We start from the raw sequence: 26144 nt of genomic DNA, 5'->3' as shown, positions 1-26144 counted from the left end.
AAATAAATGAATAATCAAAGTGTTGAATGCGGCTGTGACGAAATACCACAATCCCTACTATCAACCGACCAGGCACTCACAACCCTGACCAATGCAGCTAAGGTTATTAATGCTACTGAATTCGTAGCATTAGACGAGGCGCTTGGGCGCATACTTGCCACCAACATCCTTTCTAATATTAATGTACCCGGATTTGATAACTCTGCTATGGATGGCTACGCCATTCATCTTAAAAAAGATCAAATAAACACTCCGGGCGGCATCTCATTTGAGATTACTGGAAGAATTCCTGCTGGCACCACGGGGCACGAATTAAAGCCAGGGTGTGCAGCACGAATATTTACTGGCGCACCAACACCTAAAGGTGCTAATACGGTCATTATGCAAGAAGAATGCGAATTGATTGAAGGGGATTCTAAAATTGAAATTTATCGCCCCATCAATCTGAATGAAAATATCAGACCAATGGGCAATGATATTAAAATCGATGATATCATTCTAAAAAAAGGTTTAAAACTCAAGCCTCAAGCTATTGCATTGGCCGCCTCCATTGGTATTGGTCAATTAGAGGTATTTAAAAAAATTAAAGTAGGTGTATTTTTCACTGGCGATGAATTAGTCAAGCCAGGTGACACCCTAGAGCCTGGGCAAATCTACGATTCAAATAGATACGCCTTGACTGCGCTACTTAAAAATTTAGACTGTGACATCATTAATCTTAATCATGTTCAAGATACACTTGATGACACCGTTAAAGCCTTGGCTCTACTTCAAGATAAATGCGATCTAATTATCACCACAGGTGGTGTCTCTGTTGGAGAAGAGGACCATGTTAAACCTGCAGTAGAGCAACTTGGAAAGCTTGATCTTTGGCGCATTAAAATGAAACCTGGCAAGCCGTTGGCCTTTGGTCAAGTTGGTCAATCAGCCTTTATTGGACTACCAGGAAATCCTGTCTCAGCCATGGTGACTTTTCTTTTATTTGCTCGTCCGTTTATTAAAAAAATACAAGGGTGTAGTCACTACTTAAATACCAATTTTAAAGTAGCTGCTAATTTTGACTGGCACAGACCCAAACCAAGGCGTGAATTTGTGCGTGTTCAACTGAACCAATCAAGCATTCCAGCTAAAGCAGATCAATATCCTAAACAAGGCTCTGACGTTCTATCCTCAATGGTCTGGGCAGATGGCTTTGCAGAAATTCCTGAAAAAAGTGTTTTTAAATCGGGTGAAATGATTAATTTTTATCCCCTTAACGAGATGATGTTATGAGCAAATTAACGCACGTTAATAACAAAGGCGAAGCCAATATGGTTGATGTTTCCGATAAAGACAACACAATACGCATTGCCAAAGCCAGCGCCAAAATATTAATGAAGTCAGAAACGCTGCAAAAAATTAAAGATAACGGCTTTAAAAAAGGCGATGTCCTGTCTGTAGCAAGAATAGCAGGCATTATGGCGGCAAAACAAACCCACCATTTAATCCCTATGTGTCACAGCCTCAACCTTTCAAAGATAAGTGTTGATTTTGAATTTATTGACAACGGTATTCAGATCACCACTCTAGCCAAACTTAATGCACAAACTGGCGTTGAAATGGAAGCCTTAACCGCCGCCAGCATTGCAGCATTAACCATCTATGACATGTGTAAAGCGGTTGATCGATTTATGAAAGTAACCGACGTTCAATTACTGGAAAAACAAGGCGGAAAGTCGGGTCATTGGACACTTGATAATGCCTAAACTTATTGACAAATTTGGCAGGCAAATCAATTACCTGCGTATTTCTATTACTGAGCACTGTAATTTCAGATGTTTTTATTGTCGTGATGATGCGCATGTGCCTGATTGTAAGCGCGAAGACATCTTGAGCTATGAAGATATTCAAAGAATTGTTAGGATTTTTGCTGAAATGGGGGTTACTAAAGTTCGTCTAACGGGTGGTGAACCATTGTTGCGACGCGGCATTGTAAAAATTGCCAAATTAATCAGCTCAACCCCTGGCATCACCGATGTACCCCTTTCAACCAATGCCCAGCTACTTGAGAAATTTGCAGGAAAATTACATGAAAATGGCATTAATAGAACCAACATCTCTATTGATTCGTTGATTCCTGAACGCTTTAAAGAGATTACTCGTGGTGGAGATGTGGCCGAAGTAATCAAAGGTATTGATGCTGCCATTGCTGCGGGAATGAGTCCGATTAAGATTAATGCAGTTGCCATGAGAGGGGTTAATGATGACGAGATAGAGTCATTAATTGATTTTGCAATTGACAAAGGAATAGATATTCGTTTTATAGAAGCTATGCCAATTGGTGCAGCTGGAATTGAATCACAATCTCAATACATGAGTGAACAAGAGATTCTATCCAGAATTAATCAACACCTTGAAGGTCGATTAACCCCCATCACCCCTAAAAAAACTGATGGTCCTGCTAGTAATTACAAGATTAGCAACACCAATTCAACAGTTGGCGTGATTAGCGCTGTTTCTAATCATTTTTGCCAAACCTGCAACCGCGTTAGACTCACCGCCAAAGGCGATCTTATCCTGTGCCTAGGACAAGAAGACTCTATCTCTTTAAAGGACGCAGTACGTTCTGATTTAAGCGATGATAAGATAAAAACGATGATTATTACAGCGATCAATAAAAAACCCGAAAAACACGAGTTTAATACGGCTATTGACAATATTAGCAATAGACAAATGGTGGAGATTGGCGGATGAACATACTTTACTTTGCCTCACTTAAAGAAAACCTTAAAACTTCAAGTGAGAATATCGAACTAGCAGATAATACAACAGTTAAACAGCTTAAAACACTCCTAGCTGACAAATATAGCGAGCATTTCTTTCCTGATAATATCCTCTGCGCTGTGAATCAAGAAATCGCCCATGACGATCTTGTTATTAACTCAGCAGATGAAGTGGCTTTTTATCCGCCTGTCACTGGTGGATAAAAACTTATAAATAATTCTCAAATGGATTTTTATCTCTAAAGCTTGCAACGGCAATTGCCACCACCAATAACATCAAAGAATTTAGAAAAATTGGCATAACAACAAACATATAACCTAGTTGATGAATCGCCTCGCCACCAACAACCGCAATAACCGCAGTTGCACCACCTGGTGGATGCATGCATTTGAGCAAACTCATTATTAATAATGCCAAGGAAATAGCCAAAGAGCTTGAAATTATAGGATCGCTAACCAAATAATAACAACTAACACCCACAACAGCTGAAACAGTATGTCCGGCAATTAGGTTATAAGGGTGAGAAACATCAGAATGTGGAAGGCCAAACATAAGCATGGCCGAAGCACCAGCTGAGGCAATAATTAATGGAGAGTCTGTACTAGAAAGAATAACATTGGTAAAAAAACCCGCCATGGCTACCGCAATAAATGCACCAATTATAGATATGAATAACTCTTTATGATTAATTAGCCTCTCCCCTTTTTTATCAACTGCCCAGTATAGAATTTATGCGTGCAACTTTACTGTCTAAACAATAAAGTTGCTTGCCATTATATACCGACGCCCACCCAACTGACAATAGCTAAATAAACTCAATAGAGATTAGGTTGCATAATTTTTTATAAGTAATAATGTTTCAATAGTTAACACTGCATAAGCTTCAAAAAAGTCACGCTAGCATCCACTTTTAATGCGAATATATCTAACCATCTTTAACTAAATAGAGTCAGTGTATTGAACTTATTTTTAGATTTTATTGTGCTTGGATAGCCGCAATAGATTTGATTTTATCAAGCTAGATTAAATAGTGCTGGTTGGAAATAAATAACAATAAGTTAGCAAACTACATACTTGAAGAAGGTGGGTTCAATACCCTCTTGCAAAAATCAGGGAGAGAAACATGTAATTTACTAACTTATTATTACTTTTTTAAGTGCTAATAAGATGGGCCTTAATTTTTCTAACAGTCAACTTTAGAGCATCTGCCACTAACAGCGTTAATAACATAATTAGTGCAATCCAAACCGGCTCAAATATTTGACTAGATTGAGCGATCATTAGCCCAAAAAACAACCAAAAGAACGCCCAAGAAAATTTAAACAAAAATAATTTCATGGTTGAAAAGATTACCCAGTACTCCAGCCTCTTGGGCGCTTCATACCCGAAACTTTGCAAGCCTGCTTGACATAGCCGTATGGGAACATGGTAAACAATTTTGCTTTTGCAGCTTTTTTGTCAACACCAAAATCAACAACCATTTGCTTTGTTGTATGACGCACATCAGGCGCAACGCCATTTTCATCATAGAACTTGCGCATAAAATCAAATACCGTCCAGTAGTCATCTGCTAGCTCGATATTTTCAGAATTAGCAAGCTCATTAGCCACGTCATGATCCCAGTCTTCAGGATGAATCAGGTAGCCTTCCGGGTCTAATTCTATGTCTCGATTATTAATCATCATCTTAATTTAAACTCCTTTTTTACTAAAAGTATATAACCACTTTCAGATCAATTATGACTAGCAAAAATTTTCAAAATTAGTGTCAATCTTATCTTTGCCATCCTTGTAGCCAGCCTCATATTCTGCAGTTATTCTTTGTTCCTCTATTTCTGGATTGTGCAAATAGCCTGCAACCCAACCTTGAATGTAATTATCATTCACACCCATAATTTCCATCTTCTTGACACTTTCAAAATAAAGCATTTACAATCCTCCTATAGGTGTGTCTTAATATTCTTTCTTCTAACAATTTGATATGGGCGCATGAGATAAGTTAACGGAACAGACCAAACATGCACTAAACGTGTAAATGGAAATATCAAGAACAGTGTCATACCAAATAACATATGCAACTTATAGGTATGTGAAACGCCTGTTAGTAATGTTGGGTCAACACTCAATGTAGCAATACTCTTAACATATTCAGCCAGAACTAACATAGTTGATACATCTCCAGATTCAGCATGATGTAGTGAGCCAAAGATTGTATTTAGACCTAACATTGCTGTCGCCAATAGCCAAAAAATCACAAAATTATCTCGAAAACGGCTCACCGCCTTAACTCTATCATTTGTCATGCGACGATAGAAAAGTAGCGCCGCACCAATCGCTGCCATGCCACCAAACACCATGCCTGCATAAATAGCTATATACTGATGCTGAACATCAGTTGCTACTAACTGCCACCAGCTATGTGGCAACAACATACCTGCTGCATGTCCGAAGAAAATTCCCAAAATACCCACATGGAACAAATTACTTGCTAACACCATGCCTTTGTTGCCTAACAACTGCGATGAATCAGCTTTCCAGGTATATTGCTCTCGATCAAAACGAATCCAACTGCCTAGAATAAAAACCACGCCGGCAATATATGGATAAACTCCAAATAAAAAGTTGTCTAAACTCATGTCATTTCTCCTTATGCTGCTTCAGCTAAATAGCTGCGCTTTTCAATAATTCTAATCAATTTTGAATAAGGACTTTCCGCCTCATCTAAATTGTCCGCTATCACTTTAATCACTTTCTTGGCATCGCCCAAAAATACACGTGACTCCATCTCACTTAGGGTTGATACATATTCTAAAATTAAAGGCAGGAAGTCTGGAATTTCACCATCATTCACTTCCAAACCTTCGCCTTTATAGTGCTCAGATAAATCAATCAAAGCAGGTCCACGACTATTGTCGTCACCAAAAATATGGTGCGTTAGATGTAGATCATGCTCTGGCACCATGTCAAATGTTTCAACATAGGTTTGTTGCATGCCAGTTGCTGTGTGCACACCCATCCAAGAGATAAACTCCATAATGGCTGTCTTTTCACTGTCATCAATTTCTGACGAATCTTTAACAAATTCAATAACTGAATCTAGATTCTCCATTAACTCTTTATCTGGGTAATCAATTAGTTTTGATAAAACCTTAAATATTTGCATGTTAATTCTCCTTAACCTTTATGCCTAGGCATATTTTCTACTGGAATAAATGACTTCTTACGTGTTGATGGGAACAAGCTAAATCCTGTGCCACCATCTGGACCATGAGAACTAGCATTACCACCTGAGAAACCATTCTGACCTTGGAATCCATACGGATCTTCATGACGCATTTCTTCATGAGATGTTGGAATAACAAAACGATCTTCATAGTTTGCAATACCAAGCATCTGATACATTTCTTCTGCTTGCTCAACACTCAAACCAGCATCAGCTAACACTTCCTTGCCGTCTGTGCCATCAACTGCTTTGAAGCGCTGATGAGCTCGCATTGCTAACAGCTTACTCATTGAACCCATAATAGGTTTTTCATCACCTGCGGTAAACATATTTGCCAAATACTTAGCTGGGAATCTCATTGCATCAACGGTTGGAATAATGCCATTTGACGTTTCAACATTACCTTTATCGATTTGACTTTGAACCGGAGACAATGGGGGTACATACCACATCATTGGCAAGGTTCTGTATTCAGGGTGAATTGGGAAGGCAATCTTCCAATCCATCACCATTTTGTAAACTGGTGATTTCTGAGCTGCATCAATCCATGACTGAGGTACACCATCTGCCAAAGCTTGTTTGATAACTTCAGGATCATTAGGATCCATGAATACATCTAAATGCTCTTGATATAAGTCTGTCTCATTTGGCGTTGCTGCTGTGCCACCGATTTTGTCTGCATCATAAAGCATAACGCCAACATAACGGATTCGGCCAACACACGACTCTGCACAAGCCATTGGCAAGCCAGATTCAATACGTGGGTAACAACCAATACACTTTTCAGATTTTCCTGATTCCCAGTTATAATAAACTTTCTTATATGGACAGCCTGTTACACACATTCTCCAACCACGACACTTATCTTGATCAACTAATACAATGCCATCCTCTTCACGCTTATAGATAGCGCCAGATGGGCACGAAGCTGCACACGCCGGATTAAGACAATGATTACACAGACGAGGAAGATACATATGGAATGTATTCTCAAAATCTTTGTACATCTCTTTATCAACATTTTTAAAGTTAACATCTTTAGATCGCTTTTCAAACTCACCAGCAAGATCATCTTCCCAGTTTGGACCCCACTCAATCTTATCCATATCCTTACCAGTAATCTGCGATACAGGGCGTGCTGTTGGTGTTGCTTCTGACAAAGGTGATGATTGAAGCTTATGATATTTATAATCAAACGGCTCGTAGTAATCATCAATCTCAGGCATGTCAGGATTAGCAAATATATTCATGAGCTTGCTCATGCGTCCACCTGCGTTTAACTCTAACTTACCCTTAACAACTTTCCAGCCACCTTTCCATTTAGTTTGATCTTCCCAATTTTTAGGAAAGCCAATACCAGGCTTAGATTCAACATTGTTAAACCAGGCGTATTCAACACCCTTTCGGTTAGTCCAAATATTTTTACAAGTTACCGAACAAGTGTGACAACCAATACATTTGTCTAGGTTCAGTACCATTGAAATTTGTGCTCTTATTTTCATCTCTTCTTCTCCTAGTCCTATTAATTGTTAATGCCTGGAGGGTTCTTTTGAGCCTCCCTTTCAGGGGTTAACGGCCTTTCTAGCCAATCCACATCTTGATCTTCAATCTTATGAACAATAACATACTCATCACGATTTGATCCCACTGTGCCGTAATAGTTAAATGAGTAAGACAACTGTGCATAACCACCAATCATATGCGTTGGCTTAGGTACGGTTCTGGTTACCGCATTCAAAATACCGCCACGTTTTCCTGTAGTTGGAGAACCAATAACATTCACATTTTTTTCTTGAGCGTGATACATCAATGCCATACCATTTGGCACTCTTTGAGAAACCACAACTCTTGCTGTTGTTGCACCGTTATCATTAACCGCTTCAACCCAATCGTTATCCTCAAGACCAATTGATTTTGCATCTTCCTCAGAGATCCAGAAATATGGACCGCCACGGAATAAAGTTAACATTCTCAAGTTATCTTGATAGGTTGAGTGGATACCCCACTTGGAGTGTGGAGTAATCCAGTTAAGTATTAAGTGTGGCTTATTTTTCACCGTGTCTGGTAAGTTATTATGCGCCTTTAAATCTATTGCAGGTTTGTAAGCACAGAACCCTTCACCAAAGTCTAACATCCATTCGTGATCTTGGTAGAACTGAGCTCTACCCGTTAGCGTTCTTAAAGGGATATGCTCATGCAAGTTGGTGTAACAAGCGTTATAACTCACTTCTTCAGACTCAATACCCGACCATGTAGGTGCGGTAATAATCTTACGTGGTTGTGAAACAATGTCACGGTAAGTAATTTTCTCATCGCGACGACCTCTGTACAGGTGTGAGTGATCAATACCAGTTTTCTTAGACTGACCAGACCATGATTTATGCGCAACCTCACCGTTGGTTTCAGGTGCCATGCGCATTACTGCATCACACACATGAATGTCTTCAGCAAGTGATGGCATACCTTTAGAAACACCTTCTTCTTTAATGGTACCGTTTAACACTGCAAGCTCATCTACTTCATGATCTGTATTCCAATCAATACCCTTAATATTGTTACCAATCTTCTTCATGAGAGGGCCTAGTGCAATATATTTGGCATAAGTACTTGGGTAGTCTCTTTCAACTACTTTAAAGATTGGTGCCGTCTTACCAGGGATAAGATCACACTCACCCTTCTTCCAATCTTTAACCTCACCAAATGGCTGTGCCATTGCCATTGGCGTATCGTGTTGCATCGGTAGTGAAACTACATCCTTAACGGTGCCCAAGTGCTTTTCAGAAAGCTCTGAGAACTTCTTGGCAATCGTCTTAAAAATCTGCCAATCAGACTTAGCTTCCCAAGCAGGGTCAACCGCTTTACCCAATGGATGAATAAATGGATGCATATCTGTTGTATTAAGGTCAGCTTTTTCATACCATGTTGCTGTTGGCAATACAATGTCAGAATAAGCACCTGTTGAATTTAGGCGGAAGTTAATATCAACCATTAGATCAAGCTTTCCTACTGGAGATTTTTCATGCCATTTAATTTCCTTGCAAGCCTCGCCTTCTGTACCTTCACTTAATACACCATTTTGTGCACCAAGTAGATGTTTCAAGAAGTACTCATGTCCTTTAGACGATGAACCAATTAAGTTGGCACGCCATACGAATAAGTTACGCGGGAAGTTATCTTCTGCATCAATATCTTCATAAGCAAAGTTAAGATCGCCACTTTTCAGTTTATTAGCAACATAATCAGATACTGCCGCTTCATCAGTAGCGCCTGCATCTTCAGCTTCTTTAGCCAGCTCAATCGGGTTTTGATCAAATTGAGGAATCGATGGCGTCCAACCCATACGTTGCGCTGCAACGTTGTAATCAGCTAACTGATTGCCGCGATACTTAGCTTTCGCTGTTGAGGCTAATAAATCATCTGCCTCAACACGCTCGTAGCGCCATTGATCTGTATGGAAATACCAGTAAGTTGTTGACGCCATGTGACGTGGTGGACGCTGCCAATCTAGTCCAAAGGCAATTGGCGCCCAACCCGCTTGAGGGCGTAATTTTTCTTGCCCTACATAGTGAGCCCAACCACCGCCTGATTGACCCACACAACCACACATGTGTAGTAGGTTCATAATACCGCGATAGTTCATATCATTGTGGTACCAATGGTTAATTGCGGCACCCAGAATAACCATTGACTTGCCACGGGTCTTAGAAGCGTTGTCAGCAAATTCACGACCTGTTTTTTCTAAATCAGCTGCTGGTACGCCAGTAATTTTGGCAGCCCATGCTGGTGTGTAAGGAACTGTTTCATCATCATAAGATGTTGCTAGATTATCACCTAAGCCACGATCAATACCGTACTGTGCAATTTGCAAATCACAAACTGATGTCACCAAAACTTCTTTACCATCAACAAGTGTTAGCTTGCGTGCTGGGATCTTACGAACTAAAGAATCGCCCTCTTCAGGATTAAAGTGTGGGAAAGTTACATCTACAACAGCATCAGAATTATCAATACAGCTAAGCTCTTGCACAATATCCTTGCCTGCAGCCTGCTCTAAAATATTCCATTTTCCTTCTTCACCCCAACGGTAACCAATCGATCCATTTGGAGAAACAAAGGTGTTTGATTTAGAGTCGAATACAACAGTCTTCCACTCAGGGTTGTTATCTTCACCCATATTCTTATCAAAGTCAGAAGCTCGAAGGAATCGACCAGTTACCGTCTTACCATCTACCTCTTCTAAAATAACTTGCATTGGGAAGTCAGTAAAGCTTCTTGCATATTCAGCAAAGTAAGGATCTTGCTTGTCTACATGGAACTCTTTAAGTGCCACATGACCCATAGCCATAAAGGCCGCTGCATCTGTACCTTGCTGTACTGGCATCCATAAATCTGCAAATTTAACGTATTCTGCATAATCTGGCGCCATTGAAATAATTTTCGTACCGTTATAACGCGACTCAGTCATAAAGTGCGCATCTGGTGTACGTGTCATTGGTAGGTTTGCACCACAAATAATAATATATTTAGAGTTATACCAATCCGCTGACTCAGGCACGTCTGTTTGCTCACCCCAAACCTGTGGAGAAGCAGGTGGTAAGTCACAGTACCAGTCGTAGAACGAACCCACACCTGCACCAATCATTGATAAGTATCGTGATCCTGCTGCGTATGAAATCATACTCATGGCAGGAATTGGAGAGAAGCCATAAATACGGTCAGGGCCATATTTTTTAATAGTGTAAACATTGGCAGCAGCAGTCATTTCGACAACCTCTTCCCAAGTTGAGCGAACAAAACCACCTAGGCCACGTACACCAACGTAAGAATCACGCTTGGCTTTATCAGCTTGGATCGCTTCCCATGCCTCAACCGGATCTTTTCCGCTGGCTTTTTCACTGCGATATAAATCTAGTAGACGGCCACGAATAAGTGGATATTTAATACGGTGCGGAGAGTATAAGTACCAAGAAAAAGAAGCGCCACGCTGACAACCACGAGGCTCATGATTTGGAAGATCTTCACGAGTACGCGGATAATCAGTTTGCTGCATCTCATAAGATACCAAGCCATTTTTTACAAAAATTTGCCACGAACAACCACCCGTACAGTTAACACCATGTGTAGAGCGAACTACCTTGTCATGACGCCAGCGATTACGGTAAGTATCCTCCCATGCTCGATCCTCACCCGTAACAATGCCATGCCCCTTAGAAAAGGTTGATTTTGTACGACTAAGATATTTAAGTCTATCCAAAAAATGACTCATATTTTTCTCCTTTTTTTATCTCTTCTTTGTTAATTTAAAAGCTCTTCTGTAAGGATTAATTTTGCTCATATTCACTATTCAAACATTGACCAAGGTCAACAAAATTAAACTCTTTATTAAAAATAACTATAACAATTATCTTTAATAAAGAGGGGTGGCTATTAACCACCCCTCTTATTGTTAACTGCCTATGGATTATGAAATTCAGCGTTCTTACGTAAGTAGAACCACCAATTAATCACCATACATACAGCGTAGAACACCGCAAAACCATACAATGCGTTTTCAGGGGTTGTTAGCTTGATTTGCTCACCAAATACTTTTGGAATGATGAACGCGCCATAAGCCGCTACCGCAGATGTCCAACCTAAAACTGGACCAGCCTGCTCTTTGTTAAATACTTGTGAAATCGTTCTAAAGGTTGAGCCATTACCGATACCTGTCATTGCAAACAACACCACAAATAAAATTAAGAATGGATAAAAGAACTCTTCTGGCGTTGCGCTTGCATAAGCCTGCTTCATAAAGTAAGCCACACCCAATGCTGAAGCCACCATAACTGCAGAAATAATTTGTGTTACCTTGGCACCACCCATCTTGTCTGCAATCATGCCACCAACTGGTCGAATCAATGCACCAACAAACGCACCCATCCAAGCATACGTTAACGCCGAAGGGCCATTTGGATTGATCGTATCATGAGTCATAATGCCATCAACCATAATATGCTGGAAACCAAAGATTACTTTAATTGATAAGGCTAGTGTAGCGGCGTAACCAATAAAAGAACCAAATGTCATGGTGTAGATAATTGTCATTGCCCAAGTGTGTTTGTTGCCAAAAATCTTATACTGACGATTAATACCTTCTTTATAGTCACTACCAAGTGGCAACAACTTAAGTAACAATACTGTCAATGAGATAACAATTGGTAGTGCAACCCATTTACTAATCATCAAGCCTGAACCAGAAGCAACCTCTGGTAGCATCAACCATAAACCAAATGCAGCAGTTGACAAACCTAAGATTAGCATAACAATAATCTTAATAAATGCACCCATAGTAGAGCCAATATTAGGCGATACATGATCTTCGGTAATATTATTCATGCCCAACCATGATGCCAGCGATAATGGAATTAAGATAATTAACCAAACATAACCCGCATTCTGAAGGTAAGTGTCTGTTCCCGCTGGGATTTTTCCGATTAATGTGCCTGAAGCAATCTGCAACTCTGTAGGATTACCCATGACTGCCATTGTCATCACTAAAGGAATGACAATCTGCATCGTAGTAACACCAAAGTTACCCAAACCTGCATTCATACCTAATGAATAACCCTGAATTTTCTTCGGGAAGAAGAAAGAGATATTTGACATTGAAGAGGCAAAGTTACCACCACCAAAACCAGATAATAGCGCTAAGATTTGAAAGTGCCAGAAAGGCGTATCAGGCGATGATAGTGCAATACCCAATCCTAGGGCAGGCAAAATCAATAGCGTTGTTGTTAGCCAAATGGTATTTCTACCACCTGCTAGGCGAATAAAAAAGGTTGATGGGATGCGTAGTGTTGCGCCCGATAAACCAGCAATTGCTGCCAAGGTAAATAACTGTGACTTATCAAAACCGCCATAGCCGGTGTTCATCATTTGTACGGTAATAATTCCCCACATTAACCATGTGGCGAAACCAGCCAACAAACTTGGGATAGAAATCCACAAGTTGCGGTTAGCTATTGCCTTACCTGTGCTTTCCCACTCGGATGAATCATCCGGATTCCAGCTTTTTATATCTTTAGCCATTTCAAGCTCCTCTTATTAAAAATTGATTAAAATTATTATTTAGTCGACACGCTTGCGTGCGCCTGTTTAGTGTTGTCAGTTCTTTTATATTTACCAAAAGTAAAATGCATCCAAATTAGTGATACGGCTGTTGCACCGTACAACAACATAAAGATGACTGAATTAACATGCGTGTAATCAATTAACACACCAAACATAATTGGTAACAAGAATCCACCCAAACCACCTGCTAATCCAACAATGCCAGATACCACGCCAATATTATTTGGGTACTCATCTGACAAAAACTTAAACACTGAAGCCTTACCAAATCCCCAGGCAATACCTAAAACAAATAACAAGGCGGTAAACACCCAGACATTCAAACTTAGGTCAAATAATGCATCACCAGTTGTTGTTTTGATCACCAATGAAGTTTGCGGATAAGACATAAAAAATAAGCAAACCAGCGAAACCCACATTACCCACCACGTTACTTTATAAGCACCATATTTATCTGAAAACCAGCCGCCAAGTGCACGAATCACACCTGAAGGCAGTACAAAAATTGCAGCCAAGAGTGCCGCGGTTTTTAAATCAAATCCATATTCATTGATATAGTATTTTGTCATCCATAGAGATAAGGCAACAAAGCCACCAAATACCAAAGAGTAGTACTGCATGTACTTCCAAAGTTTAGGATCATTCAATGCCTTCAACTGATCCTTAACACTGACATTTTTAGCAGTATGGTGAGCAGGATCCTCATAAGTAAACATCCAATAGGTAATAATAATAACCAGCATAGCAACGGCATAAACCTTAGGCACTACCTGCCAACCGTAAGCAACAACCAATGAAGGTGCAATAAATTTAGTAAGTGCCGCACCCGCATTACCCGCACCAAAAATACCCATAGCAAAACCTTGATGCTCTTTATCAAACCATTTAGCTGTATAAGCAATACCCACTGAAAATGACGCACCCGCAATACCAACAAACAACCCTAACACTAAAAACTGCCAATACTCAGTTGCGCTACCAATAAACCACAAAGGGATAATCATGGCTAACATTAGCACCATATATACAATACGTCCACCAACTCTGTCAGTCAACATGCCCACTGGCAATCTAAAGATAGATCCTGTTAGAATTGGAGTTGCTACCAGTAAGCCAAATTGAGTCTCGGATAATTCAAGTAACTCCTTAATAGGAATACCAATAATTGAGAACATAACCCAAACTGCGAAACAAGCCGTAAAGGCAATAGTATTTGCTGCCAAAACTGAATTAGCTTGTGCAGTATGGCTTTTGATCATTGATAAACCCATCACTTCTCCTTTTTCTAAATCTTAAAATACTTTTGTAGTGATTTTGCCTTTAACAAACTTATAAACCTTGACCTGGATCAATAAGTTAAGGTATTTTTAGTTTTCTTAACCCAGGTCAAGAAAACACTAGAATTATTAATCTGACAATTTTTATCAATAATTAGCTAGGTAAAATCAAGAAAAAATTCCAATAAAATTTAAAAAAGATGAACAATACAAAAATTACAGTCGGCTTTATTACTATTTCAGATCGTGCAGCACGTGGAGAATACGAGGATATTGGCGGCCCTGCAATGCAAGAGTGGATTGAAAGCGCAATACTATCTCCTTATGAAGTAGAAAGTATCATTATTGAAGATGAGCAGTTATTAATTGAGCAAACCATGATTGACTTTGCCGATAATAGAAACTGCAACCTTATTTTAACTACTGGTGGCACAGGACCAACCACACGTGATGTCACCCCCGAGGCGACTCATGCTGTGTGTGAGAGAATCTTTGATGGCTTTGCTGAGCAAATGCGCACCGTGTCATTACGCACAGTGCCCACCGCTATTTTGTCGCGCCAAACGGCAGGAACAAGAGGTTCGAGTTTAATTATCAACTTACCAGGAAAGCCGGCTGCTATTGCGGTATGTCTAGGCGCAGTATTTTTAGCCGTGCCAAAATGTTTAGAGCTTTTAGATAACTCTAATATTCAAATTAATTTAGATTTTGTTGAACAAGAGTTTGAATAAAGATTAATCGTCACTTTTTCCTAGTAGGTAAGCAGCAGTCAGTGCCTTAGTAACCGACTCATTATGCTGATCTTTAGGGATGTGTTGGTTCATAATTAACTCAACCTTAGGAATGCATTCAGCTACTTGATATTGCTGCTTTAACCGCTCCAAGTCCAACTTGCCATTTTCAATACAGCCCTTGACACAACCTTTTTCATTATAAAAAATAATACTTTGGTCTAGCATCACTTCTAACTGATACGAATACATGTCAATATTATTAGCTTTAGCAATTGACATATAGACTAAGTTAAAAAAGTCTTCTTGAATAACAATGTGATCAATATCAATAACAGTTTTTAACTCATGGTGCTGACCCTGATAGTCAAAATCAATTCTGGCAGTAACGATATTTGTAAACATTTTTTGTTATTTGGTTAATGATAAAAATAATTGAGGCAATTCTTTTGGCAGCGATTCAATACGGTCAATCACCGAATAGTGCGATCCAAAAATATCGGCAATATATTCATCTGCTCTTTTATCCAGACTAATGCAGTATGGGTACATACCTTTTTGCTGGACTTCTTGTACCGCTTTATGTGTATCTTGAATCAGCGCCTTAGGATCATGTATATCAATATCAGCTGGCTCACCGTCTGTTAGGATTAACATGAGTTTTTTGTCACTTTGTTGCAAGTCTAAATAATGCGCACCATGTCTGATTGCTGCACCCATGCGTGTTGAAAATTCCGCCTTGAGATCGGCCAATCGAGATTTAACCGTATCATCCCAACTTTCACTATAACCTTTGATGTGGTAATACATAACCTTCTGACGAGTGTCAGAATTAAACCCAGCAATGGCAAAATTATCACCGAGTTGCTCCACTGCCCAAGCTAGCAATGACACCGCCTCTTGAGAGAGTTCTAAAATAGTCCGCCCAGATGAGCCCACTACCTCGTTAAGAGATTGCGATAAGTCCAATAACAATAATACTGAAACGCTACGAGAGTCATGCTCAAAATCTATATTAATTCGAGTATCAGGCTGTGAACCATTTTTAATATCAATAACACTACGAAGAGCAATATCCAAATCTAGCTCAGCCCCTTCTTCCTGATAACGAACACGTTTTTTATTTTGAGGCTTTAATAAATCCAGCACTTTTTTAAGCTGTTTCACCAAGGCTGAGTGCTTGTCTAAAATTCGATCAATTTTCGATGCATCCGTATGCGTGTGTAATCTTTCATAAACTGCAGCCCAATCAGGCTTATATGATTCATATGCATAATCCCACTCATCGTAATAATGTGGAGGAATGGTTTCAACTTCTTCATCATCTGGTGTAGTTTCATGCTGAAAAATTTCATCATCCTCATCAAATTCTTCAATAAACACCCACATTGATCGATTATCATCACGATAAGTAACTTCTGTACCCTCAAAATATACTTTTGCCAACGCATCTGAAGGGCCTCTAGTTTTTATTAAATAACCCAAACCAAGGGTTAAACTATCAGAAGTAGATGATTCACCAGCCCCCATTAGCGTTTTAAACTTATCTACATAATCTAGAATTACTTTATTTTTATAAGGATGCTCATCATCAAGCAAGGCGCGAGTTAACATAATTGCTCGGTGTCTCAAGCAAGACTGATTTGTATTGTCGCAGTCAAATTCATTAACAATAGGAATTAGGCTTAACCACAATTTTTTCAGGCCTGGATATTGCTTTATAGCTAAATATTCTACTCGCGCATCTTCAAATACTTCGGCAAAAAAACGCTGCTGTGGAGAGGCGTTATCGGCCACAATTTTAGTGGTAAATTGTTGATGTGCAACCAAGTGAGCAACCAAAGCCATATAACGCCTACAACCATTAACACCGTTTAGATCGCTATAAATATCAGGCAGACGAATAATTTCATCTTCTATATAAGGACTAAAGTGCTCCAATTTCTCAAAATCCGGAGAGTATGGCGCATACATGTAATCCGTTTTCCAAAGTGCCCTTTGAAATAAATTAATAGGACGCTCTATATCACTAAACAACAATCCTTTTCTTTGTCGTTGAAATACCGCCTTTGAATCTGGGGTGGTTAGTGTAAAGAATTCCTGCTGACGCTCTGGATGGTCTTTAAAATATCTAAGTCCATAATCAATCCACTCATAAATCCCTTTAAAATCAAGCTGTTCTAATAATAAATTAATATTACCTAGTAAAGCAATTAATGATGGAGATGGGTGTGTATCGTGAATACCATGAATTGAAAATGTTGTTTTAGATAGGTGGTATTCAATTAATGCCAAATACTCATCAAGCTGATCTTTGTTAATATGATCTACGACAATAATAAAGCTATTTAAAAATATTTCAACGGCAGGTTTATTTGGCGTTCGACAGATTTTATTGTATGTAAAGTCGGTAATTTTTTTAATACTACCATCGCCAAAGTGCTCTCCGACCCATGGCATTGTTTTTAAAAATGCAATTGAAAGCTTATCGCCTTGGCCAATTTTTGACAAAAACTCTGCGCCTTGATAATATTCATCAAGACTATCTACTGTCAAGTGCTCAACTGCCTGATCAATATTTAATGCAAAAACATCTTGTACCGATTCAAAGGCGCAATCTAGAGGCTTGTGCTGAACTTCTTCAGTCATGATAGCTACCTATCTAACCAAAAATTGCGTCAATCGCACCACTCATAGTTGTACGAACCTCAGCATCATCTGTAATTGGACATACTAACGCCATATGACAAGCATCTTTAACTTCAACGCCTGCAGCAATCAATGTGCCTGCATAGTTAAGTAGGCGCGTTGATGCGCCTTCGTCTAGTCCGTGGCCTACTAAATTACGTGTTGCTTGTGCAAGTTTAACTAAATTTGCCGCCATATCGGCATCCACACCTGATTCTTTAGCAACGATTGACGCTTCCAATTCAGCTGAAGCATAGTCAAAATCCATACCAGTAAAACGCTGCTTGGTTGATTGCTTAAGATCTTTCATCAGTGACTGATAGCCAGGATTGTATGAAATAACTAATTGGAAATCAGGATGCGCCTTAACCAGCTCACCTTTCTTATCCAGCATTAGCTCACGACGATGATCCGTTAATGAATGAATAACCACCATTGTGTCTTGACGCGCTTCAACAATTTCGTCCAAATAACAAATAGCGCCGTGACGCGCTGCCAATGTTAACGGGCCATCAACCCAACGAGTACCATTGGCATCAAGTAAATAACGACCAATTAAGTCAGAGGCGGTAATATCTTCATTACAAGAAACAGTAATAATAGGCTTGTCTAATTTATGCGCCATGTGCTCAATAAAACGAGATTTACCACAACCAGTTGGACCTTTAACCATCACTGGCAATCTTGCATTGTAAGCGGCAGTATAAAGCTGCGCTTCATTTGATTGTGCTTCGTAAAATGGCTCTGATTCAATTTTAAATTGATTGATATCGAAATCTGACATAGTTCTATCCTTATTAATGTTAACCATGCTAAACGCTATGGTTTGTATAGTTTGAAACGCTTAGCTAAATATAAACAGTTGTTCTTATTTAGCTAAGAGTTCCTTAGAAAAAAAAGCCTCTACATGAAGCAGAGGCTTTTCTTAGCTAAGTGCTACAAGATTTACTTGTGAACACCTAACTGATCTCTCCAACCTGGGTATAGAGAATCAGCATCACCTGGGAATGACTCGAATGCACGAGCAAACTCATTATGATCTTTGGCAAACTCAATCGGATCAGCTTTAGCCATCCAACAATCGTACGCTTGACGTAATGACTTAGCGCCCGCTGCAGGAGAGTCAATATGACCATAAGAACCACCACCAGAAGTGTTGATTACATTACCGTGACCTAGGTTCTCGAAGAAACCTGGAAGACGTAGAGCGTTCATACCACCAGAAATAATCGGTGTAGTTGGCTTCATACCAAACCACTCTTGGTGATAAACTGGACCTTGAGCACTATCTTGCTCAATCATGTATGCAATATGTCTATCATCTGCACCACCTTCCATCTTACCGAAGCCCATTGTACCCACGTGGATACCAGACGCACCCATAAGGCGAGAAAGCTTAGCAAGAACAAATGCAGTGTAACCACGAACTGAAGATGGAGACGTAATCGCACCATGGCCAGCTCTATGGTAATGTAAGTATTGACCAGGGAAGTTACGACGTGCTGTAGTAACCATACCACAACCACCAACATAACCGTCAACTAGGAATGCAACGTGGTTAGCATTTTCACCAAATGCTTCCAAGATGTATTCGCCACGAGCAATCATTTCATGATGATCGTCAGCTGTAATATTTGCAGAGAAAATTTTAGCTTCGCCAGTTTCGTCTTGTGCACGCTTCATCGCGTCAGCAACTAAAGGAGTAACATCCTTCATGCGAGCATAAACTTGGTTACCTTGAGGCTCATCATTCTTGATGAAATCGCCACCTAACCAGAACTGGTATGCAGCTTCAGCAAAAGGCTTAGGACGTAAACCTAACTTAGGCTTAATAATAGTACCAGCAATGTAACCACCATTTTCACGGTCACGGCCTAATAAGTTCCAAAGGTCTGTGATATCCATAGATGGACCATCAAAAATGTCAAGCATTTGCTTAGGAACATGGAAGTCAATCATTTGTGCGTCTTTAACGTCACCCATACCTTGATTGTTACCAATAGCAAGTGTTAAGAAAGATACAACCATTGCACGACCGTCAATTACGTTACGGTCAAATAAGCCACATGGGTATGCGATCTTCATGATGCCTTTAGCTTCATCAATTTCGTATACCATTGCGTCTAGATCTTTAGTAAAATCATCTGTTGTGCAAACTTCTACATTTGTACCCGTTGAAGACTCAGCTGCAAAGTGAGCAGCAGTTTCTAAGTAACCAAAGAAACCAGGCATTGGGTGCATGGTGTACGTAACCAAAATATGGCCGCCTTCTGCGATTAGCGTATCTTCGTCTAATGACAAATCAGCATATCTATTCGATTGATCCATTGTGGACTCCTATCTATTAAAAAACACCTATTATATGTAAAACTTTGTATAATGTAAAATAATATTTATTTAGTAAATAATAACTTTTACTTATGATTAATTACACACTTAAGCAACTCTATAGCTTTGAAGCTGTCATCCGACTTAAGAGCTTTACCAAGGCCAGTAAAGAATTACACATCACCCAGCCCGCTGTTTATATGCAAGTCAAACAATTGCAAGAAAACCTGGGCTCAGAATTGGTCAACATTCAAGGAAAAACTATCACGCCAACCTTTATTGGACAGAAGTTTTATCAAACTAGCCTTGAGGTAATTGATAAATTGGAGCAAAGCAAGGCAGACATTGAGCAAACACTTGACCCTGAGGCGGGTCACTTACAAATTGCTGTTGCCACCACTACCAACTCATTTGTTAGCCATATTTTGGCAAAATTTAAAAAACAATATCCCAGAATGTCTTTTTATTTAGAAGTGACTAACCGCGAATCACTACTAGAAAAACTTGATAATAGTGAAGCAGATTTAATTATTATGGGTGAACCTCCAACAGATATGCCACTCGTTACTCAGCCTTTTATGGAGAACCCTCTAATTGCTATTGCCCATCCAGAACACCCATTACTTAACAATCAGAGCAACACCATTAAAGATCTTACTAATGAAACACTCATTACTCGAGAACAAGGATCAGGTACACGCATTACCATTGAGCGCATTATTGGCATGCAACTTAACTCAGATATTGAAATTAATTCTAATGAAGCCATTATTCAGGCTGTTCAAGCTGGATTAGGAATTGGATTTGTGTCCAAGCACACTGTTAAATTAGAGCTTGATAATAATGTTATTAAACAGCTCAGTATTGATAAATTTCCGATTACTCGCCATTGGTACGTTGTACACAACTCAAAAAGTAAACTCTCTCCTATTGCTGCACGGTTCAAAAAGTTTATTGTCGATAACAGTTAAACGATTATTTTTTTAATCAATAACACAATTGCCATAATAATAATAATACCGAGTGTCTTCTCCATAGTTTTTGGGCTGAATTTAAACGAACCCATGTAAGAGCCTAAAAAACCACCTATCATTACCGCAATAATTAGTGGTGTATATTCTAATAAGTTAATCGAGTTATATTGTAAACGTGATACTAAGCCAGACAAAGACACTACCCAGACAAAAACAGTACCTGCTGCTGCTGCTTCTTTTTGTGTACCCAGGTTTAACATAATAATCAAAGGCACTAAATACACGCCGCCGCCAATACCCACAATTCCGGCTATAAGTCCTAAGATTGAACCTAAAAACAAAGAGATAACAATCTTCCTTTGGCGATTTAATTGCCACCTGAAGCCAGTATCCTTCCAAAAATAAATTCGCATCGCAACCAAAATCAGCGATGCTAATAATATCCACAGAAACATTTCTTTAGGCAGTTGGAGCGCACCACCAACATAAGCAAATGGAATTGCTGAGAGCAAAAACGGCAAAATAATACGTAGCTTTCCATGTTTATTACGCAAATAATTGTAACTACCGATAGTGGTTACAAATAAGTTAAGCGATAAAGAGATTATGGGAATTGCCAGACTTGACATGCTGGCAATAACCATAATTGCCGTATAAGATGAGCCACCGCCCATACCAACTGAAGAATACACAAATGCCACTATAAAAAATAATAGTGGCAATAAATATTCAATGTAATAAGCAACTTCCATGTGGGCTTATTTTACGGATGGTGCTATTAAATTGATTGACCTAAGTCAAATTTTCTATGAGAAAACAATGGTTTTGTTGTTACAGGTTAATACGCGATCTTCTAAATGATATTTTAAACCTTTGGCAAGAGTTATTTTTTCAACATCTTGACCCATCTTTTTCATATCATCTGCACTGTCGCCATGATCAACTCGCACCACATCTTGCTCAATAATAGGCCCCTCATCCAAATTGGCGGTTACGTAATGACAAGTGGCGCCAATTAATTTAACTCCGCGCTCAGCAGCACGCGCATATGGATTGGCGCCAACAAACGAAGGTAAAAATGAATGATGGATATTGATAATTTTGCCACTATATTCTGCGCACATTTCCTCAGGAATAATTTGCATATAGCGCGCAAGTACAATTACATCTGGATTAAAGCCTTCAACTACTTGCATCATTTTTTTCATGTCAGCCACTTTAGTATCCTGATTAATACTAACTTTTTTAAAGGCCACATCATACCAGCTGGCTAGTTTTGACAATTTATCATGGTTAGACAAAACACCAACAATATCACCTTCAAGCTCATCTTCATGTCCACGGTGCAAAAGATCTGCTACACAGTGTGACGCATTTGATCCCATAATTAATATACGCTTAAGCTGAGTGGCATCACTTAATTGCCAAACCATATTACACCGCTCTGCTAGAGTAGAAAAAGCATCTTTAAATTCATCTAAAGAACAAGAAATAGAATCTGACTCGATCTCAATGCGCATAAAGAAATGCTGATTTTGCTCATCCAAATGATGATGCGCTTCTTTAATATTACCGTTATATTCAAGAATAAACTGGCTAACAACTGCTACCAATCCATGAGTATCAGGGCAAGAAATTAATAATCGATAAACACTCATGTCCTGTACTCCGCATTAATTTTGACATAATCATAAGAAAAATCAGTAGTCCATACGCTTTCTTGCGCATCGCTTATACCGATCTCGATGGTAATTACAATATTTTCTTTGACCATCTCAGCACTACCCGCTTGTTCAGTGTAGTTCGCATCAGGCTCACCAGACTTAACAATACTCACCTTATTTAAATAAATATTAATATCTTCAATATTAAGATTGGCAATATTAGCACGCCCTACTGCCGCCAAAATCCGACCCCAATTTGCATCACTTGCAAATAGCGCAGTTTTAACCAGTGGCGAGTGCGCAACGGTATAAGCTACCTCTAAACAATCCTGCGTATTTGAACCACCCTTAACACAAACTTCTACAAACTTAGTAGCCCCTTCGCCATCTTTAATAATCTTATGCGCCAGTGTTTTTGTAACCGTATTTAGTGCTTGCTGAAATTCACTCGTACAATCAGAAATATCAACACCACTCATGCCAGTAGCACTTAAAGTACAAGCGTCATTTGTAGAGGTGTCACCATCAACAGTGATACGATTAAACGATTGATTGGTGGCTGTGTTCAAGCAAGATTGTAATTGATCTTGAGTAGCTTTAATATCAGTAAAAACAAAACTGAGCATGGTGGCCATATTAGGACGAATCATGCCGGAGCCTTTGGCGATGCCGGTAATAGTAACAGTCTCACCATTGATATCAAACTGCTTTGAAATGGTTTTTTCAACCAAATCAGTGGTTAAAATTCCTTTTGCAACTTGTCCAATTGCATCAGCAGATAGCTGAGATACTACACTTGGAATGCCTGTTTCAAATTTTGAAACTTCTAATTGTTGGCCGATTACACCCGTTGAAAAAGGCAATACTTGTTCAGATTTGATGTTTAACTCTGCGGCTAAAATATTGCAAGTTTTTAGTGTATTTTCCAACCCTTGGGAGCCGGTTCCTGCATTGGCATTGCCACTATTAATAAGCAGGGCTAAAGGCGCGTTTTCTAAGTGATTTTTAGCCACCAATACCGGCGCGGCGCAAAATACATTTTGAGTAAATACGCCAGCCGTTTCGCTGTTAGGCGCCAGCAATATAACTGACAAATCTAGTGCGTCATTATTCTTAATGCCAGCATTAATTGCTGCACAAGTAACCCCTTTAATATTTAATAATGTATTGGCCATTGTAAAAATAAAATCCTTAATAATTACAGGTATTTTACTGACTTAAGTTGTTCTGGACGATTTTTTATCTAAGGTCTGAAAAACACTCATTAGTAGTGCACCAAATACCACCATAATTAGAGCCGGAACTGCAGCGCGCTCAAACAAACCTTCAGCACTTAGCTCATAAGTTTGAATCGCCAAGGTATCCCAGCCAAAAGGACGCAACAGATAAGTTGCTGGTAACTCTTTCATAACATCTACCGCTACCAATAAACCACCCGCCAGAATACCTGGTGTCATCATTGGCAAATAAACTTGCCAAATAAGTCGAATTCTGGATGCACCTAATAACCGTGCAGTTTGAGTAAATACAGGTTTAATTTGCTGTGCACTAGCCTCAATTGAACTATAAGCAATGGCCATAAAACGTGATACATAAGCAAATAGTAGTAGCACTATTGAACCGTAAATAATATGATTGACACCTTCACCACCAAAATAAATACTAACAACCGATATTTGATTAATACCATATAACAAACCCACTGCCATCACCGAGCCAGGTAAGGCATATCCAAGTGTTGCTAGTCGAATAATACTTTTAAGCCATATACTATCCTGCTTACATCTACCTGGCAAAGCCAGGATAATTGCAAGCACTACAGTGACTGATACTGCAGTAATGGTCAGTATCGAAGTGGAAGTTATTAAATCAATATATTTAGCGCTCCACTCATCGGCTACTGATGAGTAGCTCCAAATCATCAACTGCAACATTGGCATCGCGAAAGAAAGCATGAATATGCCAAATACAAATAAACTTATTAACCAAGCTGTAAAGCCTTTTGCATGATACGGTTTTTTATTGGTTACATCAGCTGAATAGTATTTAGCTTGGCCGCGAGCCCTCTTCTCAAAATAAATCAAGAAAAATGCTACTAGTACTAATAATGAGGCCAACTGAGCTGCCACCTCAATGGATCTAAAATCCCCCCAAGCAGAATAAATGGCTGTAGTAAAGGTATCGTAGTTAAATAAACTCACCACACCAAAATCAGCTAAAGTTTCCATTAAAGTTACCAATAGTCCTGCTGCCGCTGCTGGGCGTGCCAATGGCAGTGAAACTTTAAAAAATACACGTAGTGGGCTAGCACCTAATAGCTTTCCCGCCTCAATCATGTTGACCTTTTGACGCTTAAAAGAGGCGCGCGTCATCATATATACATAAGGATAAAACACCAATACAAAGGTAAGAATAATTGCCCACGAACCCGCCCTAATATCAAACCCTGGCAAGCCTAAGACTTCACGCATCCAAACTTGGGCATATCCTGAATAATCAAATACACCCAAATACACAAAAGCTATAACATAAGCGGGAATGGCAAAAGGTAAAAATAACGCCCACTCCAGCCACCTTCTACCAGGAAACTCAACCATCACTACCAAATAGGCTAATACAGTACCTAACAGTGTGACACCAATACCCACACCCAATAATAAGATAAGTGTTGAACCTATTAAGCTAGATAGAATATTTTCAGAGAAATGCGCCCACAGTTCATGCTCAGGCATTACCCAAGAAAAAGCCACCACAAAGATTGGCATCGCCACTAGCAAGGCAACAATGCTTATCCATATCTTCGATTTAAAGCAATTTTTTTCCAAACTATTTTCCTAATAAATGTTTAATGTTTTAAAACAACAAAACCCAAGACTTTAACAAGCCTTGGGTTTTGACTTAAGTAAATTTAAACTTATCTATAACCCTGTATTTGCATCAGTTTTACCGCATCAGCTTGTAATATACCCGCTTGAGATAAATTCATACTGTCTTGTTTAAATGATCCCCAAGCTGACACTACATCATCAGAAGCAATATTTTGATTAGCTGGATACTCCTTATTAAGCGAACCATAAATAGCTTGTGCCTTAGCTGAAGACAACCACTCTAACAACTGAGTTGCACCTTTTGCATTAGATGCATGCTTAGTCACGCCAGCACCAGACACATTGACATGAACACCTGTAGTATCTTGATTAGCCCAAAATAGTTTCAATGGTGCTGTTGGATTTTTCTCAATCAGACGGCCAAAGTAATACGTGTTAACCAAGCCCACATCACATTGACCTGACAAAATAGCATTCATCACATGTGAATCTTTAGCATTTGGCGTTGCTGCTAAATTATTTACCCAGCCACTAATAATATCACCTGCTTTATCTTCGC

The 26144-nt window shown here is 39.3% G+C and carries 25 protein-coding genes; 6 read left to right on the top strand and 19 right to left on the bottom strand.

Annotated elements, in window-relative coordinates:
• Positions 1–6: 6 nt before the first annotated feature.
• Genes glp through moaD form a run of 4 tightly spaced genes read left to right on the top strand, consistent with a single transcriptional unit; the run spans position 7 to position 2966 of the window.
• Positions 7–1272: a gephyrin-like molybdotransferase Glp gene (glp, locus tag ABNR88_RS00125; RefSeq protein ID WP_291925354.1), complete on the top strand. Its 1266-nt coding sequence runs from the start codon at positions 7–9 to the stop codon at positions 1270–1272.
• The gene (moaC, locus tag ABNR88_RS00120; RefSeq protein WP_291925352.1) at positions 1269–1745 is read left to right on the top strand and encodes a cyclic pyranopterin monophosphate synthase MoaC; all 477 of its coding nucleotides are present in this window, start codon (positions 1269–1271) and stop codon (positions 1743–1745) included. Before glp ends, moaC begins: the two co-directional genes overlap by 4 nt.
• Positions 1738–2733 carry a GTP 3',8-cyclase MoaA gene (gene moaA, locus ABNR88_RS00115; RefSeq protein ID WP_291925350.1) on the top strand — a complete coding sequence of 332 codons (996 nt, stop codon included), beginning with the start codon at positions 1738–1740 and terminating at the stop codon, positions 2731–2733. Before moaC ends, moaA begins: the two co-directional genes overlap by 8 nt.
• Complete coding sequence (moaD, locus tag ABNR88_RS00110; protein ID WP_291925348.1) at positions 2730–2966, top strand: molybdopterin converting factor subunit 1; 237 nt, start codon at positions 2730–2732, stop codon at positions 2964–2966. The genes moaA and moaD overlap by 4 nt, the downstream gene beginning before the upstream one ends.
• A 4-nt stretch (positions 2967–2970) precedes the next feature.
• Here moaD and ABNR88_RS00105 read toward each other — a convergent pair whose 3' ends face one another.
• The 10 genes from ABNR88_RS00105 to ABNR88_RS00060 all read right to left on the bottom strand — a co-directional run bounded on the left by ABNR88_RS00105 (position 2971) and on the right by ABNR88_RS00060 (position 14366).
• Complete coding sequence (locus ABNR88_RS00105) at positions 2971–3399, bottom strand: HPP family protein (protein WP_291925345.1); 429 nt, start codon at positions 3397–3399, stop codon at positions 2971–2973.
• Positions 3400–3915: 516 nt separating this feature from the next.
• Positions 3916–4044 (bottom strand): hypothetical protein, encoded by a 129-nt coding sequence (locus tag ABNR88_RS00100; RefSeq protein WP_291925342.1) that lies wholly within the window; start codon positions 4042–4044, stop codon positions 3916–3918.
• A gap of 68 nt (positions 4045–4112) precedes the next feature.
• On the bottom strand, positions 4113–4445 hold the full coding sequence (locus ABNR88_RS00095; RefSeq protein ID WP_348669720.1) for a TusE/DsrC/DsvC family sulfur relay protein: 333 nt from the start codon (positions 4443–4445) through the stop codon (positions 4113–4115).
• A gap of 60 nt (positions 4446–4505) precedes the next feature.
• Positions 4506–4691: a hypothetical protein gene (locus ABNR88_RS00090; protein WP_291925338.1), complete on the bottom strand. Its 186-nt coding sequence runs from the start codon at positions 4689–4691 to the stop codon at positions 4506–4508.
• A gap of 11 nt (positions 4692–4702) precedes the next feature.
• Positions 4703–5398, bottom strand: a complete 696-nt coding sequence (gene narI / locus ABNR88_RS00085; RefSeq protein ID WP_291925335.1) for a respiratory nitrate reductase subunit gamma — start codon at positions 5396–5398, stop codon at positions 4703–4705.
• A gap of 11 nt (positions 5399–5409) precedes the next feature.
• A complete protein-coding gene (narJ, locus tag ABNR88_RS00080) occupies positions 5410–5925 on the bottom strand; it encodes a nitrate reductase molybdenum cofactor assembly chaperone (protein WP_291925332.1) in 516 nt (171 codons plus the stop codon).
• A gap of 11 nt (positions 5926–5936) precedes the next feature.
• Complete coding sequence (gene narH, locus ABNR88_RS00075; protein WP_291925330.1) at positions 5937–7487, bottom strand: nitrate reductase subunit beta; 1551 nt, start codon at positions 7485–7487, stop codon at positions 5937–5939.
• Between the two features lie 20 nt (positions 7488–7507).
• Positions 7508–11251, bottom strand: coding sequence for a nitrate reductase subunit alpha (locus ABNR88_RS00070; RefSeq protein WP_291925327.1), 3744 nt, complete (start codon positions 11249–11251; stop codon positions 7508–7510).
• Positions 11252–11439: 188 nt separating this feature from the next.
• A complete protein-coding gene (locus ABNR88_RS00065; protein ID WP_291925325.1) occupies positions 11440–13053 on the bottom strand; it encodes an antiporter in 1614 nt (537 codons plus the stop codon).
• 35 nt (positions 13054–13088) lie between these two features.
• Positions 13089–14366 (bottom strand): nitrate/nitrite transporter, encoded by a 1278-nt coding sequence (locus tag ABNR88_RS00060; RefSeq protein ID WP_348669716.1) that lies wholly within the window; start codon positions 14364–14366, stop codon positions 13089–13091.
• Positions 14367–14572: 206 nt separating this feature from the next.
• Here ABNR88_RS00060 and mog point away from each other — a divergent pair, with 206 nt between their 5' ends.
• Complete coding sequence (mog, locus tag ABNR88_RS00055; RefSeq protein ID WP_291925319.1) at positions 14573–15103, top strand: molybdopterin adenylyltransferase; 531 nt, start codon at positions 14573–14575, stop codon at positions 15101–15103.
• A 3-nt stretch (positions 15104–15106) separates the two neighbouring features.
• Here the strand turns inward: mog and ABNR88_RS00050 are convergent, their stop codons facing one another.
• The 4 genes from ABNR88_RS00050 to ABNR88_RS00035 all read right to left on the bottom strand — a co-directional run bounded on the left by ABNR88_RS00050 (position 15107) and on the right by ABNR88_RS00035 (position 20119).
• Positions 15107–15508 carry a hypothetical protein gene (locus ABNR88_RS00050; protein ID WP_291925316.1) on the bottom strand — a complete coding sequence of 134 codons (402 nt, stop codon included), beginning with the start codon at positions 15506–15508 and terminating at the stop codon, positions 15107–15109.
• A 6-nt stretch (positions 15509–15514) separates the two neighbouring features.
• The gene (locus ABNR88_RS00045; RefSeq protein ID WP_348669714.1) at positions 15515–17752 is read right to left on the bottom strand and encodes a VWA domain-containing protein; all 2238 of its coding nucleotides are present in this window, start codon (positions 17750–17752) and stop codon (positions 15515–15517) included.
• A 13-nt stretch (positions 17753–17765) separates the two neighbouring features.
• Complete coding sequence (locus tag ABNR88_RS00040) at positions 17766–18575, bottom strand: CbbQ/NirQ/NorQ/GpvN family protein (protein WP_291925310.1); 810 nt, start codon at positions 18573–18575, stop codon at positions 17766–17768.
• Between the two features lie 161 nt (positions 18576–18736).
• Positions 18737–20119, bottom strand: coding sequence for a ribulose-bisphosphate carboxylase (locus tag ABNR88_RS00035; protein ID WP_291925307.1), 1383 nt, complete (start codon positions 20117–20119; stop codon positions 18737–18739).
• 92 nt (positions 20120–20211) lie between these two features.
• On the opposite strand from ABNR88_RS00035, the gene ABNR88_RS00030 reads away from it, so the two are divergent.
• Positions 20212–21090: a LysR family transcriptional regulator gene (locus tag ABNR88_RS00030; RefSeq protein WP_291925304.1), complete on the top strand. Its 879-nt coding sequence runs from the start codon at positions 20212–20214 to the stop codon at positions 21088–21090.
• Here ABNR88_RS00030 and ABNR88_RS00025 read toward each other — a convergent pair.
• The 5 genes from ABNR88_RS00025 to ABNR88_RS00005 form a co-directional block, all read right to left on the bottom strand.
• Complete coding sequence (locus ABNR88_RS00025) at positions 21087–21845, bottom strand: sulfite exporter TauE/SafE family protein (protein ID WP_291925301.1); 759 nt, start codon at positions 21843–21845, stop codon at positions 21087–21089. The two genes, ABNR88_RS00030 and ABNR88_RS00025, sit on opposite strands and share 4 nt — an antisense overlap.
• 54 nt (positions 21846–21899) lie before the next feature.
• Positions 21900–22751, bottom strand: a complete 852-nt coding sequence (gene purU, locus ABNR88_RS00020) for a formyltetrahydrofolate deformylase (RefSeq protein WP_291925299.1) — start codon at positions 22749–22751, stop codon at positions 21900–21902.
• Positions 22748–23932, bottom strand: a complete 1185-nt coding sequence (gene argJ / locus ABNR88_RS00015; RefSeq protein WP_291925297.1) for a bifunctional glutamate N-acetyltransferase/amino-acid acetyltransferase ArgJ — start codon at positions 23930–23932, stop codon at positions 22748–22750. The genes purU and argJ overlap by 4 nt, the downstream gene beginning before the upstream one ends.
• Positions 23933–23974: 42 nt before the next feature.
• Positions 23975–25582, bottom strand: coding sequence for an iron ABC transporter permease (locus ABNR88_RS00010; protein ID WP_291925294.1), 1608 nt, complete (start codon positions 25580–25582; stop codon positions 23975–23977).
• A gap of 89 nt (positions 25583–25671) precedes the next feature.
• A partial coding sequence (locus ABNR88_RS00005; protein ID WP_348669711.1) for an extracellular solute-binding protein occupies positions 25672–26144 on the bottom strand: 473 nt, incomplete at its 5' end.

The sequence above is a fragment of the uncultured Candidatus Thioglobus sp. genome (assembly GCF_963981275.1).
In the GTDB taxonomy this organism is placed as follows: domain Bacteria; phylum Pseudomonadota; class Gammaproteobacteria; order PS1; family Pseudothioglobaceae; genus Thioglobus_A.
Note: the sequence above shows the minus strand (reverse complement) of the source record. Positions and strands in the feature narration are given on the sequence as shown.